The 15,487-nt window shown below is 73.1% G+C and carries 14 protein-coding genes and 1 pseudogene; 4 read left to right on the top strand and 11 right to left on the bottom strand.

What is annotated here, in order from left to right:
* Entirely contained in the window at window positions 1–1,497 is a 1,497-nt protein-coding gene (gene araA / locus ABTW95_RS19830) for an L-arabinose isomerase (RefSeq protein ID WP_500227035.1), read from the top strand.
* A 10-nt stretch (window positions 1,498–1,507) separates the two neighbouring features.
* Complete coding sequence (gene araB / locus ABTW95_RS19825) at window positions 1,508–3,136, top strand: ribulokinase (RefSeq protein WP_500227034.1); 1,629 nt, start codon at window positions 1,508–1,510, stop codon at window positions 3,134–3,136.
* 50 nt (window positions 3,137–3,186) lie between these two features.
* Here araB and ABTW95_RS19820 read toward each other — a convergent pair whose 3' ends face one another.
* The 5 genes from ABTW95_RS19820 to ABTW95_RS19800 form a co-directional block, all read right to left on the bottom strand.
* Window positions 3,187–4,197 (bottom strand): LacI family DNA-binding transcriptional regulator, encoded by a 1,011-nt coding sequence (locus ABTW95_RS19820; RefSeq protein WP_500227033.1) that lies wholly within the window; start codon window positions 4,195–4,197, stop codon window positions 3,187–3,189.
* A gap of 44 nt (window positions 4,198–4,241) precedes the next feature.
* Window positions 4,242–5,483, bottom strand: coding sequence for a multiple monosaccharide ABC transporter permease (gene mmsB, locus ABTW95_RS19815; RefSeq protein WP_500227032.1), 1,242 nt, complete (start codon window positions 5,481–5,483; stop codon window positions 4,242–4,244).
* Window positions 5,480–7,018, bottom strand: a complete 1,539-nt coding sequence (mmsA, locus tag ABTW95_RS19810) for a multiple monosaccharide ABC transporter ATP-binding protein (RefSeq protein WP_500227031.1) — start codon at window positions 7,016–7,018, stop codon at window positions 5,480–5,482. Before mmsA ends, mmsB begins: the two co-directional genes overlap by 4 nt.
* Before the next feature lie 73 nt (window positions 7,019–7,091).
* Window positions 7,092–8,222 carry a multiple monosaccharide ABC transporter substrate-binding protein gene (gene chvE, locus ABTW95_RS19805; RefSeq protein WP_500227030.1) on the bottom strand — a complete coding sequence of 377 codons (1,131 nt, stop codon included), beginning with the start codon at window positions 8,220–8,222 and terminating at the stop codon, window positions 7,092–7,094.
* Window positions 8,223–8,380: 158 nt separating this feature from the next.
* Window positions 8,381–8,578 (bottom strand): hypothetical protein, encoded by a 198-nt coding sequence (locus tag ABTW95_RS19800; RefSeq protein WP_500227029.1) that lies wholly within the window; start codon window positions 8,576–8,578, stop codon window positions 8,381–8,383.
* 138 nt (window positions 8,579–8,716) lie between these two features.
* On the opposite strand from ABTW95_RS19800, the gene ABTW95_RS19795 reads away from it, so the two are divergent.
* Window positions 8,717–9,136: a hypothetical protein gene (locus tag ABTW95_RS19795; RefSeq protein ID WP_500227028.1), complete on the top strand. Its 420-nt coding sequence runs from the start codon at window positions 8,717–8,719 to the stop codon at window positions 9,134–9,136.
* A 13-nt stretch (window positions 9,137–9,149) separates the two neighbouring features.
* Here ABTW95_RS19795 and ABTW95_RS19790 read toward each other — a convergent pair whose 3' ends face one another.
* The 6 genes from ABTW95_RS19790 to ABTW95_RS19765 form a co-directional block, all read right to left on the bottom strand.
* Window positions 9,150–9,320, bottom strand: coding sequence for a hypothetical protein (locus ABTW95_RS19790; RefSeq protein WP_396445030.1), 171 nt, complete (start codon window positions 9,318–9,320; stop codon window positions 9,150–9,152).
* A 29-nt stretch (window positions 9,321–9,349) separates the two neighbouring features.
* Complete coding sequence (locus ABTW95_RS19785) at window positions 9,350–9,703, bottom strand: PRC-barrel domain-containing protein (protein WP_396445029.1); 354 nt, start codon at window positions 9,701–9,703, stop codon at window positions 9,350–9,352.
* A 91-nt stretch (window positions 9,704–9,794) separates the two neighbouring features.
* Complete coding sequence (locus tag ABTW95_RS19780) at window positions 9,795–10,991, bottom strand: TIGR04053 family radical SAM/SPASM domain-containing protein (protein WP_396453776.1); 1,197 nt, start codon at window positions 10,989–10,991, stop codon at window positions 9,795–9,797.
* Window positions 10,992–11,005: 14 nt separating this feature from the next.
* Entirely contained in the window at window positions 11,006–12,418 is a 1,413-nt protein-coding gene (locus ABTW95_RS19775; RefSeq protein WP_396445027.1) for a beta/alpha barrel domain-containing protein, read from the bottom strand.
* Window positions 12,411–12,908: a hemerythrin domain-containing protein gene (locus ABTW95_RS19770; RefSeq protein WP_500227027.1), complete on the bottom strand. Its 498-nt coding sequence runs from the start codon at window positions 12,906–12,908 to the stop codon at window positions 12,411–12,413. Before ABTW95_RS19770 ends, ABTW95_RS19775 begins: the two co-directional genes overlap by 8 nt.
* 116 nt (window positions 12,909–13,024) lie before the next feature.
* Entirely contained in the window at window positions 13,025–13,993 is a 969-nt protein-coding gene (locus ABTW95_RS19765) for an Acg family FMN-binding oxidoreductase (RefSeq protein ID WP_396445025.1), read from the bottom strand.
* Window positions 13,994–14,141: 148 nt separating this feature from the next.
* Here ABTW95_RS19765 and ABTW95_RS19760 point away from each other — a divergent pair.
* A pseudogene (locus tag ABTW95_RS19760) lies at window positions 14,142–15,487 on the top strand (multicopper oxidase domain-containing protein); the annotation flags it as partial.

The following is a 15,487-nucleotide window of genomic DNA, read 5'->3' as shown; positions in this document are numbered from 1 at the left end:
ATGAGCTTTCCGAACCGCGAGATCTGGTTCCTCACCGGCAGCCAGGGCCTGTACGGCGAGGAGACCCTCCGCCAGGTCGCCGAGCAGTCGGGTGCGATCGCCGCGCGCCTCGGCGGGGCGCTGCCCGTCGCGCTGCGCTGGACGCCCGTGCTGACCGACGCGGAGGCGATCCGCCGGGTCTGCCTGGACGCGAGCTCCGACGACTCCTGCATCGGCGTGATCGCGTGGATGCACACCTTCTCCCCGGCGAAGATGTGGATCGCGGGCCTGGACGTGCTGACCAAGCCGCTGCTGCACCTGCACACGCAGGCGAACGTCGAGCTGCCCTGGCACTCGATCGACATGGACTTCATGAACCTGAACCAGGCCGCGCACGGCGACCGGGAGTTCGGCTACATCCAGTCGCGGATCGGCGTCGCCCGCAAGACGGTCGCCGGGCACGTCACCGACCCGTCCGTGGGCTCCCGCATCGCCGGGTGGGCGCGCGCGGCGGCGGGCTACCACGAGCTGCGCACGCTGAAGCTGGCCCGGTTCGGCGACAACATGCGGGACGTCGCGGTGACCGAGGGCGACAAGGTCGAGGCGCAGCTGCGGTTCGGCGTCTCCGTCAACACCTACGGCGTGAACGACCTGGTGGACGTGGTGGACGCCGTCCCCGACGTCGAGGTCACCGAGCTGGTCAAGGAGTACGAGGACGTCTACGACGTCGCCCCCGAGCTGCGGGCGGGCGGCGACCGGCACGAGTCGCTCCGCTACGGCGCGCGGATCGAGCTGGGCCTGCGGACGTTCCTCGGCGAGGGCGGCTTCAAGGCGTTCACGACGAACTTCGAGGACCTCGGCGGGCTGCGGCAGCTGCCCGGCCTCGCCGTGCAGCGGCTGATGGCGGACGGCTACGGGTTCGGCGGCGAGGGCGACTGGAAGACGGCGACGCTGCTGCGCACGCTGAAGGCCGCGGCCGCCGGGCTGCCCGGCGGCACGTCGTTCATGGAGGACTACACCTACCACCTGGAGCCCGGCAACGAGCTGATCCTCGGCGCCCACATGCTGGAGGTCTGCCCGTCGATCGCGGCGGGGCGGCCGTCGCTGGAGATCCACCCGCTCTCCATCGGCGCCCGCGAGGACCCGGTGCGGCTGGTGTTCGACGCCGAGCCGGGGCGCGCCATCGTGGCCGGGCTCGCCGACATGGGGGACCGGTTCCGGATCGTCGCGAACGAGATCGAGGTCGTCGCGCCGCCGGAGCCGCTGCCGATGCTGCCGGTCGCCCGCGCCGTGTGGCGCCCGCTGCCCGACCTGCGCACGTCCACCGAGGCGTGGCTGACGGCCGGGGCGCCGCACCACACCGTCCTGTCCGCCGCGCTGGGCACCGAGGAGCTGGCCGACCTCGCCGAGATGGCCGGGGTCGAGCTGCTCACCATCGACGCCGGCACCACGCTGCGGCAGTTCACCAAGGAGATCCGCTGGAACCAGGCGTACCACCGCCTGGCCCAGGGCCTATGAGAGGAGCCCTATGAGCGGGGACGAGCGGTACGTCGTCGGGATCGACTTCGGGACGCTGTCCGGGCGCGCGGTGGTCGTCCGCGTCCGGGACGGCGCCGAGCTCGGCGACGGCGTGCACGAGTACGGCCACGGGGTGATCGACGAGGCGCTGCCCTCCGGGACCCGCCTCGGTCCCGACTGGGCCCTCCAGGCGCCGCAGGACTGGATCGACGTGCTGCGCTACGCCGTGCCCAAGGCGCTGGCGGTGGCGGGCGTCCCGGCGTCGCAGGTGATCGGCATCGGGACGGACTTCACCGCCTGCACCGTCCTGCCGGCGACGGCCGACGGCACGCCCCTCTGCGAGCGGTACCCGGACCGCCCGCACGCCTGGCCGAAGCTCTGGAAGCACCACGCCGCGCAGCCGCAGGCCGACCGGATCAACGCGCTCGCCGCCGAGCGCGGGGAGCCCTGGCTGCGCCGCTACGGCGGGAAGATCTCCTCGGAGTGGCAGTTCGCGAAGGGGCTCCAGCTCCTCGAAGAGGACCCCGCGCTGTACGCGGAGGCCGAACGCTGGATCGAGGCCGCCGACTGGATCATCTGGCAGCTGACCGGCACCGAGTCCCGCAACATCTGCACGGCCGGCTACAAGGGCATCTACCAGGACGGCCGGTACCCGTCCGGCGAGTTCCTCACCGCGCTCCACCCGGACTTCGCCGGCTTCCCGGCGAAGCTCGGCCACGATCTCGCGCCGCTCGGCGGCCTCGCCGGGAGGCTGACCGCGCGGGCCGCCGGATGGACGGGCCTCCCCGAGGGCATCGCGGTCGCGGTCGGCAACGTCGACGCACACGTCACCGCCGCGGCCGCCGATGCCGTCCGGCCCGGCCAGATGGTCGCGATCATGGGCACGTCCACCTGCCACGTCATGTCGTCGGACTCGCTCGCCGAGGTCCCCGGCATGTGCGGCGTCGTGGCCGACGGCATCGTGCCGGGCCTGTGGGGCTACGAGGCCGGCCAGTCGGGCGTCGGCGACATCTTCGCCTGGTTCGTCGACAACTGCGTGCCCGGCTACTACAGCCAGGTCGCCGCGGCCGAGGGGCGGACCGTGCACGAGCACCTCACCGCCCTCGCCGAGGCCCAGCCGGTGGGGCGGCACGGGCTGGTCGCGCTCGACTGGCACAACGGGAACCGGTCGGTCCTCGTCGACCACGACCTGTCCGGCCTGATCGTCGGCCAGACCCTCGCGACCCGGCCCGAGGACGTCTACCGCGCGCTCATCGAGGCGACCGCGTTCGGCGCGCGCAAGATCGTGGAGACGTTCGAGGCGTCCGGCGTGCCCGTCGAGGAGCTGGTCGTGGCGGGCGGCCTGATGAAGAACACCTTCCTGATGCAGGTGTACGCCGACGTGCTGCGCCGGCCGCTGTCGGTCATCGGGTCCGCCCAGGGACCGGCGCTCGGCTCGGCGATCCACGCCGCCGTCGCCGCCGGGGCGCACCCCGACATCACCTCGGCCGCCGCGGCGATGGGGCGCCGGATCCCGTCCGCCTACGTCCCGGACCGGGCCCGCGCCGACGCCTACGACGACCTCTACGAGATCTACCTGAGCCTGCACGACCACTTCGCGGACGGCGCGATCATGCACCGCCTCCGCGCGCTGCGGTAGCGCCCGGCCGGGCGCCGCCGGTCAGGGGGCGCCCGGTCAGGGGCCGCCGGTCAGGAGGCGGGCCCCGTGCTGCGCCGGACGATCAGCTTGCTGGGCACCAGCTTCGGGTCGTCCGGCTCGGCGGCCTCGCCGGTGAGCCGGCTGATGAGCAGCTCCACGAGGTGCCGGCCGAGGGCGGTGAAGTCCTGCCGGACGGTGGTGAGCGGCGGGGTGAGGAACGCCGCCTCCGGTATGTCGTCGAACCCGATGACGCTGACGTCGTCCGGCACCCGGCGGCCGCTCTCGTGGATCGCCCACAGCAGCCCGAGCGCGATCTGGTCGTTGGCCGCGAACACCGCCGTCACGTCGCCGTCGGCGGCGAGCAGCCGGCCGCGCTCGTAGCCGGACCGGGCGCTCCAGTCGCCGGGCGCGCAGTCGGGGACGTCCGCGCCCGCCTCGATGAGGGCGTCCCGCCAGCCGCGGGTCCGCTCGGTCGCCTCCGACCAGTCGTCCGGGCCGGGCAGGTGGTGGACGGTGCGGTGCCCGAGCTCCAGCAGGTACCGGGTCGCCTCGCGCGGCGCCAGGTAGTGGTCGGCGGACACGGTCGGGACGGCGGCCGGCGGCCCGAGCAGGACGGTCGGCAGGTCGCCGGGCAGGTGCCGCAGCGCCTCGTCCGGCGGGACGTGCCCCGGGATCATGATGATGCCGTCCACGCCCTGGTCGCGGAACCGGTCGACCGCTCCGGCGACCGCGCCGTGCCCTGGCGACTCCAGGCTGGCGACGCTGGTGAAGAAGTCGGCCGCGCGCGCGTTCCGCTCGATCGCCGCGATGATCGACGCGGGGCCGTGCAGCGCGGTGTCGAAGCTGACGACGCCGAGCGTCCGGGACCGGCCGGTGGCGAGCGCCCGCGCCGCCGCGTTCGGCCGGAAGTCCAGCTGCGCGGCGGCGGCCAGCACCCGGTCGCGGGTCTTCTGGCTGACCATCGGATGGTTCTTGAACACCCGCGACACGGTCTGGTGGGAGACCCCTGCGAGCCGGGCGACGTCGCGGAGCCCGGGTCTGGCGGGTGGTGTGGAGGTCATGTCACCTCGGAACATACCGGGTCCGCCGTCCCCGGGCCGCCCGGTCAGCGGGACGTCCCGGCGCGCCGCTTGGCCCAGATGTCGAACGCGACGGCCGCCAGCAGGACCAGGCCCTTGATCAGCATGACCCGCTCGCTCGGCGCGCCGAGCAGCGACATGCCGTTGTTGATCACGCCCATGATGAGGCCGCCGGTGATCGCGCCGACCACCTTGCCGACGCCGCCCTGCACGGCCGCGCCGCCGATGAACGCCGCCGCGATCGCGTCCAGCTCGAACATGTTCCCGGCGGTCGGACCGGCCTGGTTGAGCCGCCCGGCGAACACGATCCCGGCGATGGCCGACAGCACGCCCATGTTGACGAACAGCCAGAACGACACCGACTTCACCTTGATGCCGGACAGCCGCGCCGCGAGGGGGTTGCCGCCGAGGGCGTAGACGTGCCGGCCGAACACGGCCCGGTTCATGACCAGCGTGGAGCCGAGCACGAGCACGCCCAGCAGGACGAGCACCCACGGCATGTTCTTGAACCGGGCGAGCTGCACGGCCATGAACATGACGACCACGACGCCGAGGCCGTACTTCAGCGCGAACAGGGTGAGGGGCTCGACCTTCTGGCCGTAGCGGATGCGCCCCTGCCGGTTCCGCCAGCCGAGCCCGACGTAGCCGCCGACCAGCGCCAGCGCGACCAGCAGCGTGAACAGGTCGGCGCCGCCGAGCGGCCCGAGCCCGATGTTGCCGAGGTAGCCGGACAGGAAGCCGTTGGCGATCGTCCGCACCTCGTCGGGGAACGGGCCGATGCCCTGGTTGCCGAGGACGGTCAGCGTCAGCGCCCGGAACACCAGCATCCCGGCCAGCGTCACGATGAACGCCGGGATCTCGAAGTAGGCGATCCAGTAGCCCTGCCACGCCCCGATCGCGGCGCCCGCGAGGATCGTCAGCAGCACCGCGAGCGGCCACGGCACGTCGTGCTCGACCATCAGCACGGCCGCGATGGCGCCCGTCACCGCCACCACCGACCCCACCGACAGGTCGATGTGCCCGCCGATGATGATCAGGATCATCCCGATGGACAGGATCAGGATGTAGGAGTTCTGGACGATGATGTTGGAGATGTTCTGCGGCGACAGCAGCTGCCCGCCGGTGAGCGCCGCGAACAGCGCCACGATCAGCGCGAACGCGATGTAGATCCCGCTCTGCCGCAGGTTGACCGGCAGGGTCCGGCCCGGCTTCGGCCGCTCGGCAGGCGGCGGTGACACGGCCTTGTCGGCCGACACGACGCTGCTCATGCTCTGGTCTCCTCGGTCTGGGTCATGTACTGCATGAGGCGCTCCGGCGTCGCGTCCGCGCGGCTCACCTCGCCGGTGATGCGGCCCTCCGCCATCGCGTAGAGGCGGTCGCAGATCCCGATCAGCTCCGGCAGCTCGGACGAGATCACCAGCACCGCGCGGCCCTGGTCGGCCATCCGGTTGATGATCGAGTAGATCTCGTACTTGGCGCCGACGTCGATGCCGCGGGTCGGCTCGTCCAGGATCAGCACGTCCGCGTCCGTGAAGATCCACTTGGACAGGACGACCTTCTGCTGGTTGCCGCCGCTCAGCTGCCCGGTCGGGGCCAGGACGCTCGGCGTCTTGATGTTCATCTCCTTGCGGAACCGCTCGGCGACCTCGTACTCGCGGTTGTCGTTCACCCAGCCGGCCTTCGCGAGGCTGCGCAGCCCGGCGGCGGAGACGTTGCGCTTGACGTCCTCGATGAGGTTCAGCCCGTAGGTCTTGCGGTCCTCGGTGGCGTAGGCGATCCCGTGCCGGATCGCGTCGGTGACCGTGCGGACCGAGATCTCCTTGCCGTCCTTGTAGATCCGGCCGCTGATCCCGGTGCCGTAGCTGCGGCCGAACACGCTCATCGCCAGTTCGGTGCGGCCCGCGCCCATCAGCCCCGCGAGCCCGACGATCTCGCCGCGGCGCAGGGTGAGCGAGGCGCGGTCCACGACGATCCGGTCGTGCTGGGTGGGGGAGTGGACGGTCCAGTCCTCGATGCGCAGCACCTCGTCGCCGATGTCGGGGACGCGGTCGGGGAACCGGTGGTCCAGGTCGCGGCCGACCATGCCGGAGATGATGCGGTCCTCGGACACGTCGCCGCTCATGTCGAGCGTCTCGATCGTCCGGCCGTCGCGCAGGATCGTGGTGGAGTCGGCGATCGCGCGGATCTCGTTCAGCTTGTGCGAGATGATCACGCAGGTGATGCCCTCGTCGCGGAGCCCGCGCAGCAGGTCGAGCAGGTGCGCGGAGTCGGCGTCGTTCAGCGCGGCGGTCGGCTCGTCCAGGATGAGCAGCTTCACCCGCTTCGACAGCGCCTTGGCGATCTCCACGAGCTGCTGCTTGCCGACGCCGAGCTCCATCGCCGGCGTCACCGGGTTCTCCTTCAGCCCGACCCGCTCCAGCAGCTTCGCCGCGTCGGCGTTGGTCCGGTTCCAGTCGATGAGCCCGAACCGGCCGCGCCGCTCGTTGCCGAGGTAGATGTTCTCCGCGATCGACAGGTACGGGCTGAGCGCCAGCTCCTGGTGGATGATGACGATCCCGCGCTGCTCGCTGTCGCGGATGCCGGAGAACCGGCACGGCTCGCCCTCGAACTCGATCTCGCCGCTGTACTCGCCGTGCGGGTAGACGCCGGACAGCACCTTCATCAGGGTCGACTTGCCGGCCCCGTTCTCGCCGCAGATCGCGTGGATCTCGCCCCGCCGCACCTCCAGGTTCACGTCCTGGAGGGCCTTGACCGCGGGGAAGGTCTTGGTGATGCCGCGCATCCGCAGAATCACGTCGCTCATGGTGCTCCTCGCGGGGAGGGGCGGGGCGGCCCGCCGGGGGAGGATTAGCCGGCGGACCGCCCCACCCGAGGCGTTACTTCAGCTGGGCCTCGGTGTAGTAGCCGGTGTCGATGAGTTCCTTCTTGTAGTTGTCCTTGTTCACGATCACCGGGTTGAGCAGGTAGGACGGGACGACCTTCTCGCCGTTGTCGTAGTCCTTGGTGTTGTTCACCTCGGGCTTCTCGCCCTTCAGCACGGCGTCGGCCATCTTCACCGTGACGGCGGCGAGCTGCCGCGTGTCCTTGTAGATGGTCGAGTACTGCTCGCCCGCGATGATCGACTTGACCGACGCGACCTCGGCGTCCTGGCCGGTCACGATCGGGTACGGCTGGCCGGGCGTGCCGTAGCCGTTGGACTTCAGCGCCGACAGGATGCCGATCGACAGGCCGTCGTAGGGGGACAGGACGCCCTGGACCTTCGTCCCGCCGCGGTAGTAGCGGGTGAGGACGTCCTCCATGCGCTTCTGCGCGCGCTCGGGGTCCCAGCGCAGCGTCGCGATCGTCTTGAACTCGGTCTGGCCGCTCTTGACGACGAGGGTCTTCTTGTCCAGGTACGGCTTCAGGGTGTCCATCGCGCCGTTGTAGAAGAACGTCGCGTTGTTGTCGTCGGGCGAGCCCGCGAACACCTCGATGTTGAACGGGCCCTTCGCCGAGCCCTCCGAGCCGTCCTCCTTCTTCAGCCCGAGGCCGACGAGGAGGGACGTCGCCTGCTGCACGCCGACCTTGTAGTTGTCGAAGGTGGCGTAGTAGTCGACGTTCGGGGAGTTGCGGATCAGCCGGTCGTAGGAGATGACCGGGACGCCCTTGTCGGCCGCCTTCTGCAGCTGCGTCGTCAGCGCGGTGCCGTCGATGGACGCGATGATCAGCAGCCGGGCGCCCTTGGTGATCTGGTTGTCGATCTGGTTGGCCTGGGTCGGGATGTCGTTCTCGGCGTACTGGAGGTCGACCTTGTAGCCGAGCTGCTCCAGCTGCTTCTTGAGGTTGTCGCCGTCGTGGATCCAGCGCTCCGACGAGCGGGTCGGCATCGTGACGCCGACGAGCGCGCCCGCCGCCGGCTTCTTCTCCGCCTTCTCCTTGTCGACGGTCTTCTGCGTCGAGCCGCACGCGGTCATGCCGAGCGCGAGGCCGAGGCCCAGCGCCAGGCTGACGAACTTCCTACGCTTCACGTCTCACCTCGGGGGTGGTGCCGGTGTCCCCGGATACACTGTTACCGGTCACACTGCCATGTCAAGAGGGTAGAGCGGGCCGCGCCACAACCGTGACCTCGCGGACACCGGGCACCGGGCGCGGACGTGGAGGCGTGCCCGCGGCCGGCCCGCGCCGGTCAGGACTCGCTGAAGTCGTCCCGGGAGAGCCCCTTCTCCGCCATCTTGTCCTCGAGTTCGGCGCCGAGCTCGTTGCGCGTGTCGGGACCCCGGCGGGGCTTCTTGCGTCCCGCGTCCCGGTCCGGTGCGCCGCCCGGTTCCATGACCACCTGATCGGCGTCGTCGGTCTTCGGCGCGTTCTCCTCGGGCGTGGTCATCCGTGCCCCCGATCTGTCGACTGGCCCGCCGGCGGGTCCGGCGGTCGCGCTACGGGCTACCCGGCGGCGCCGGCGTTAAGCCCCGCCTCCCCGAACCCGGCGAGGTCAGCGTGCGTACGAGCTGCAGGGGTGGTCCGTGTGAGCGACCCGAGCGGGAGCGGTGACCGGCCGGCGCTGCTGCCGGCGGCGCTGGAGGCCGACTGCGCGGCGTGCGGCGGGACCGGCCGGACGGCCAACCCGCGGTGGCTGGCGTGGCACCGGCGGGCGGCCGAGCTGGTCGCGGTCGCGCAGGCGGCGCGCCGCGCCCACGAGCTGCGCGTGGTCGCGCCGGGGCCGCCCTCCGGCGGCGCGCCCGCGCCCACCCAGCCCGACGCGTCCGCCGAGCCGGCGATCGTGGCCGCGGTGGACCGCGCCATCGAGGACCACATGCGGGCGCGCCCGGCCGAGCCCGAGGATGACGACTGCGCGGCCTGCGCGGGCATGGGCCGGGAGCTGACCGCCGCCGGGCGGCAGCTCACCGAGCTGCTGGTCCGGCACGGCTTCGTGCGGCGGGTCTGACGCCCCGTCCGGCCTACCGGGCGGGGCGGGAGCCGCGGCGGTGGCCCATCCGGATCCCGCTCAGCACGAGGCTGATGAGGAACAGCACGATGCCGATGATCAGCAGGTAGAACAGGCCCTTCACGACGACGCCGATGATGCCGAGCGCCACCGCGACGAGCAGGATGAACAGGAACAGGGCCATGGTGATCCCTCCCGGAGGGGGCGGCCGCGTCAGCGGCGGGCGAGCCGGCGCTCGTCCGGCGCGGCCTCGTAGGCCAGGTCGTAGTGGGCGAAGACCGCGCTCTCGTCGCCGGCGAGGAGCTCCCCGTCCATGTCGATGGCGGGCGCGTTCTTGATCTGCTTCTTCGGGCGGGCGACGCGCAGGTGCTCCGGCCCCAGCGTCGCGCCGTCGAGCGGCGCGAACACCAGCCGCTGCCGCATCGGCATGCCGGTCTTCACGGTCGCGAAGATGGGCTGGTCGGTGAGGGTGTCGACGTAGACGGCCTCCAGCTGACCGATCTTGCTCCCGGCCTCGTCGATCACCGCCCGGCCGCGCCAGTCCCGGATGTCCTCGATCTCGAACATGTCACTGTCCAGCCGTTTGCGTCGGAAAGCCTTCTCAAACGTCGTCTACCCAGCTCACGGCGGATATGTCCGGGACGTTGAGATTCCGTTCTCACGCGCGCCGCTCGCGGGGCGCGACGGCCCCGTAGGCGGCGAGTTCCTCCTGGTAGGGGAACGAGCCGGGGACGTAGGAGCACCAGGGCTCGGCCGCGAAGGGGTCGCCCGACGTGGCCAGCGCGCGCGAGCGGGAGCCGCCGCAGATCGTCCGGAACTCGCACGCGCCGCACTTCCCCTTGAGGTTGTCGGGGTCGCGCAGCCCGGTGAACAGCGGCGACGTCCGGTAGATGTCGGTCAGCCGCCCGGTGCGGACGTTCCCGGCGGGCGTCGGCAGGAAACCGCTGGGATGGACGCTGCCCCGGTGCGAGACGAACACGAACCCGCGCGCCGAGCCGACGTCCATGGGCGCGCGCCGGGCGCGCCGCACCGGCAGGTCCAGCTCGGCGAGGCGCTCGCGCAGCTCCTTGTAGAGCGGGCCGAGGCCGAGCGCTGCGACGTGGTCGGCGCCGTGCCGCCGCAGGATGTCCCGCTGGACCACGATCCGGCGGAAGTGGTGGGCCTCGGTCGTCCGGGCGGGGACGTGCGCCCCCGCGTCGTAGACGAAGTTGAGGACGTCTTCGACCTGGTCCGCGTCGAGGGCGGGCAGCAGCCTGCCGCGCCCGGTCGGGACGAGCAGGAACGCGCTCCAGGTGAGCGCGCCCATCTCGTGGACGATCCGCACGATCTCCGGCAGGTCGGTCAGGTTGTGCCCGGTGACGGTGGTGTTGATCTGCACCTTCAGCCCGAGGTCGCGGGCGGCCCGCCAGGCGTCGAGCGTCCACCGGTAGACGCCGGGGGTCGCCCGGAAGTCGTCGTGGATCCGCGCGTCCGACCCGTCCAGGCTCAGCGAGATGGCCCGCGCGCCCGCGTCCCGCAGGGCGGTGAGGCCGGTCTCGGTGAGCGTCGGCGTGCCCGACGGGGAGACCGCGACGGGCAGGCCGATCCGGGTGCCGTGCCGCACGAGGGCGGTCAGGTCGGGCCGCTGGAACGGGTCGCCTCCGGTGATGACGAACACCGGCGGCGGGCTGCCGAACGCGGCGACCTGCTCCATCAGGCCGAACGCCTCGGCGGTGCTCAGCTCGCCGGGGTCCCGGTCCGGCCTGGCCTCGGCGCGGCAGTGCCGGCAGGCGAGCGGGCACGCCTGCGTCGCCTCCCAGATGACGATGAACGGCCGGTCGGCGGTGTCGTGGCGGGGCACGCGGATGTGTCTCATGGTTCCGGCGGCTCTCATGTGCGCAGCAGGTAGTCGACGGCGTCGGCGGCGGAGTAGTCGTCGCCGGCGGTGCGGACGAGGTCGGGCAGGAAGCCGAGGTCCTGGCCGAGGGTGAGCAGGGGCTGCTCGACGTAGCCGTCCGGCCGGTGCTGGCCGTAGCCGATGTTCGCGACGAGGGCGTTGCACAGGCAGCGGCGGCCGTCGGTGTCCTCGATGGCCCCGCCCTTGCGGACGTAGGCGTCCACGGGTTCGGCCGGGCAGCGGTAGCCGACCGTCCCGTTCTCCTTCAGGTAGGGGGTCCGCAGGTAGCTCAGGTCGCACAGCCGGGGCCGCCTGTTGTAGACCTCCGGCTCGGAGAGCGTGCCCGGCAGCGCGGCGACCTTGAACGGGAACCCGGTCGGCGAGGCGCGCGGGTCGTTGCGGACCCGGAGCGTGCCGTCCAGCGCCCGCCCGATGAGCTCCTTGCGCAGGCCGGGTTCCAGGCCGGACTCGCGGCACAGCGCGAAGACGCTGCCCGCCTGGACGCCCTCGGCGCCGGCGGCGCGCGCCTCGGCGAGCGTGCCGGGCCGGGCGTAGCCGCCCGCCAGCCAGAACGGCAGGCCGAGCGCGGCGACCTTGGCCGGGTCGATCCGGTCCCGCTGCCCGTAGACGGGCTCGCCGCCCTCGTCCAGGCGCAGCCGGCCGCGCGGCGGCGCGCTGTGCCCGCCCGCGACGGCCGTCTCCAGCACGAACCCGTCCGGGCGGGTGGCCGGGGACCGGTGCAGATACATGGCGAGGACGGACGACGACACGATCGCCAGGAACTGCGGCCGCTTCGTCGTGACCCCGGACAGCGACGCCGGGTCGAAGGAGAACGGGCGGCCCTCCGCGGCGCCCGCGACCGCCACCGTCACCCGCCCGGGCGACCCGGCGGCCAGCGCGTCCAGCAGCGCCGGGATCTCGCTGGGGATCCCGGCGCCCATCAGGACGTAGTCCACGCCGGCCAGCATCGCCCCGTAGGCGGCGGGCGGGGTGGCGAGCTGGATCTTCTCCAGGTAGTTGATCCCGACCGGGCCGCCGTGCCCCTCCTTCGCGAGCCACACCTCGGCGAAGTTGCCGGCGACGGTCAGCTCGTCGCGGGTCCGGTTCGGCCGCAGGCCGAGCTTCGGCACCGGCCGGAACCGCTGCCCCGGCTCGAGCCCGCCGGGGACGAAGTAGCGCTCCAGGATCCGCTCGCTCACCCCCGGCAGCGGGAGGTGCGCGAGGGCGCGGCGCAGGTGGCCGCCCTCGTCGCCCGCCTGCAGGCCGCGGGCGAGCAGGGCGTCCAGCGCCACCCCCGAGACCACGCCGAGCTGGCCCGTCCGGGCGACGGCGTTCGCCAGCCGCCACCCGGACACGCCTGCGCCCATGCCGCCCTGGATGATGCGGGGCCGCTCCGGCTCAGACATCCCGCTCCCGCGCGGTCTCCGCCCACGTCAGCAGGTCGAGGCCGGCGGCGCGGGCGTCGCGCCGGGTGGCCAGGATGGCGTTCACCGTGTCCTCGGGGAGCGTCTCCACCATGATCGACAGCCCGTCGCAGTCGCTGACGTGCGGGAGGATCCGCCGGGTCAGCTCGATGCCGTCCTCGGCCTGCCGGGGCGTCAGCCGGTCGTGCTCGGCGAGCGAGTAGAGGCTCCGGACGTTGCGGATCGCGCCGTCGTGGTCGGCGAGCAGCTTGTCCACGTACTCGTCGCCGAAGATGTCGACGAGCCGCGGGTACATCGACTCCTCCTCGTACCGGAAGTGCGGGCCGGTGGCGGCGTCGACCGCCGCGACCAGCTCGCGGACGCGCCCGGTGTCGCGGGCCCGGAACGCCTCCACGAGGTCGAGCAGGAGGTCGCGGACACCGCGGTGCTCCGTACGGAACGCGTCGGTGAACTCTTGGACGGGTGTGGGCATCGTTCGCCTCTCTGGGTGCGGAATCTCTGTGTGCGGGGTCTTTGTGCCGGCTCTGTGTGCGGGCTCTGTGTGCGGGCTCTGTGTGCGGGCTCTGTGTGCGGGCTCTGTGTGCGGGGTCAGACGCGTTCGAGGACTTCCGGGTAGGGGCGGCGGGGCGTGCCGGGCACGACCGGCCCGTAGCCGAACCGGATGATCGACTGGATGTGGCCGTGCGACCGGTGCTCGTCCCTCCCTGACCCGCGCACGTCCAGCAGCTGGGTCATCAGCGAGCTCGACACGCCGCGCCGCGCGGCGGTGAGCAGGACCCGCTGCAGCGCCTGCCCGGCCCGCAGCCAGTCCGCGGGCCCGTCGCCGCGGGTGAGCAGGACGGCGAGCTGCGGGCGGGCGGCGAAGTCGTCGACGTCCCGCCCGGCGGACGGCGCCGCCGGGCCGAAGTCGCGCAGCGGCAGGCCCCGGCCGCTCGGCCGCGGTCCGAACGCGTACCACGGGACGCCGTCGCCGCGGGTGCGGTCCGGTGTCCAGCGGGCCAGCTCGGCGAGGTAGGCGGGGTCGGCGACGAGCTTGGCGTCCGCCGCGGCGATGAGGCTGAGCAGGTACGCCGTGGTCTGCGGGCCGGGCAGGCTCAGCACCGCGCCCTCCTCCCGGGCCGCGGCCATCAGCTCGTCCCGGACGACCTGCGGCACCCGCCGCTTGGCGAACGGCCTGCGGTTGGTGCGCCGGTGCGGGATCGTCGCGTACAGCTCCGACTGGCTCGGCGACGGCATCGGCGCCGGCTCGGCCCGGACGGCGGCGAGCAGGGTCGGCCGCCGCGCGGGGTCCGGGAGGGGCTCGACCAGCGGCCGGTGCCCGGTCACCCGGATCGCGAGCCGCAGGTTGAACAGCGCCGCGCCGCAGCTGATGTGCAGGGCGCGGCCGTGCGGGTCGATCACCGGCAGCGCGCGGTCGGGGTCGGCGTGGAGTTCCAGTACCGCCGCGCTCCCGTCCAGCCGGAAGAACCAGGGCTGCGTGTTGTGCACCGACGGCGCCGCGATGGCCGCGGTCACCAGGCGTCGGACACCGACACGGGTCGCGAACGGATGGGGCATGGCGCACCTCCACGTGCTGCCGCTGTGCCCTCACAGGCTTCCGGCCTGCGGCGCGTGCGACACAGGGCCGAAGGTCCCGCCCGGTGGGGACCAAGGACGGGACCTTGGGCCCTCCTGACGCCGCGCGCCCGCCCGGAACTCTGGGGCCGTGATCGTTCATCGTCTGCGCGCGCCCCGGTACGCCGCCGCGCACGCCGTCGTGCTCGCCTGGCTCGTCCTGACCGCCCTCGCCGTGGTCGCCCGCGACCGGCTGCCCGCCCCGCAGTGGCTGCTCATCCACGTGTTCCTGCTCGGCGCGGTGACCAACGCCGTCGTCGCCTGGACGGACCAGTTCGCCATCGCCGTGCTGCGGCTGCCCGCCCCGCCCCGGTGGTGGCCGGCGGTCCGGCTCGCCGCCCTCAACGCCGGGGTCGCCGCCGTGCTGCGCGGCGCCACCGACGGGCACCCGGAGCTGGCGACGGCCGGGGCCGTGCTCGTCGTCGGCGTCGTGTGCGCCCATGTCGCCGTGCTGGTCGTCCGGTCGCGGCGCGCGCGGCCCGGCCGGTTCGGGCACGTGGTGCCCTGGTACGCCTGCTCGGGCCTCGCCCTGATCGCCGGCGGGACGCTCGGCGGGTGGATGGCCTCGGGCCATGCCCCGGCCATGTGGCACATGCGCCTGGAGGCCGCGCACATCCACGCGAACCTGCTCGGCTGGGTCGGCCTGGCCGTGCTCGGCACCCTGTTCACGCTGTGGCCCGCGGTGCTGCGCACCCCGGCCACCGAGCACACCCCGGCGATCGCGCGGCTGTCCCTGCGCCTGGCCGCGCCGGGCCTGGCCGTCGCCGTGGCGGGGCTCGCCGCGGACGCGCGGTGGGCGGCCCTGGCCGGGCTGCTGCTCTACACGGCGGGGACCGCGGTGTCGCTCGTCCCGTTCGCCCGCGCCCTGCGGCGGCGGCGCCCGCGCAGCCCGGCCGCGTGGCTGCTCGCCGCCGGGACCGGCTGGTTCCTCGTGGCGCTGGCCGCCGACCTGTCCATCGTCGCGACCCGCCCGCCGGCCGAGGTCGCCCAGGGCATCGAGCCGCTGATGCCGTTCGTCCTCGCCGGGTTCGTCGGGCAGACGCTCCTCGGCGTCTTCACCCATCTGCTCCCGGCGCCGCCGGCCCGCGGCTGGACGATCCACGTCGGCATGATCAACGTCGCGGTGCCGCTGCTCGCGCTGCCCGTGCCCGGATGGCTGTCGCGCACCGGCTGGATCCTGCTGCTCGTCGCGCTGGCCGCGTTCGTGCTGCTCGCCGGCGCCGCCCTCGTCCGGTCGCTGGGCGTCCGGGTGTCCCCGGCGATCGCCGGCACGGCGGCCGGCTGCCTGCTGACCGCGGCCGCGGTCGTGTTCGCGGCCAGCGGCCAGACCGCGTCGCCGGTGCAGACGGTGGCCGCGTCGGGGACGCGGGTGGTGGAGGTGAGCCTGGTCAACATGCGCATCTCCCCGAAGACGATCGAGGCGGCGCCGGGGACGCG

This window comes from Spirillospora sp. NPDC127506, assembly GCF_040302145.1.
GTDB lineage: Bacteria > Actinomycetota > Actinomycetes > Streptosporangiales > Streptosporangiaceae > Spirillospora.
This window is presented reverse-complemented; position numbering and strand designations above follow the sequence as displayed.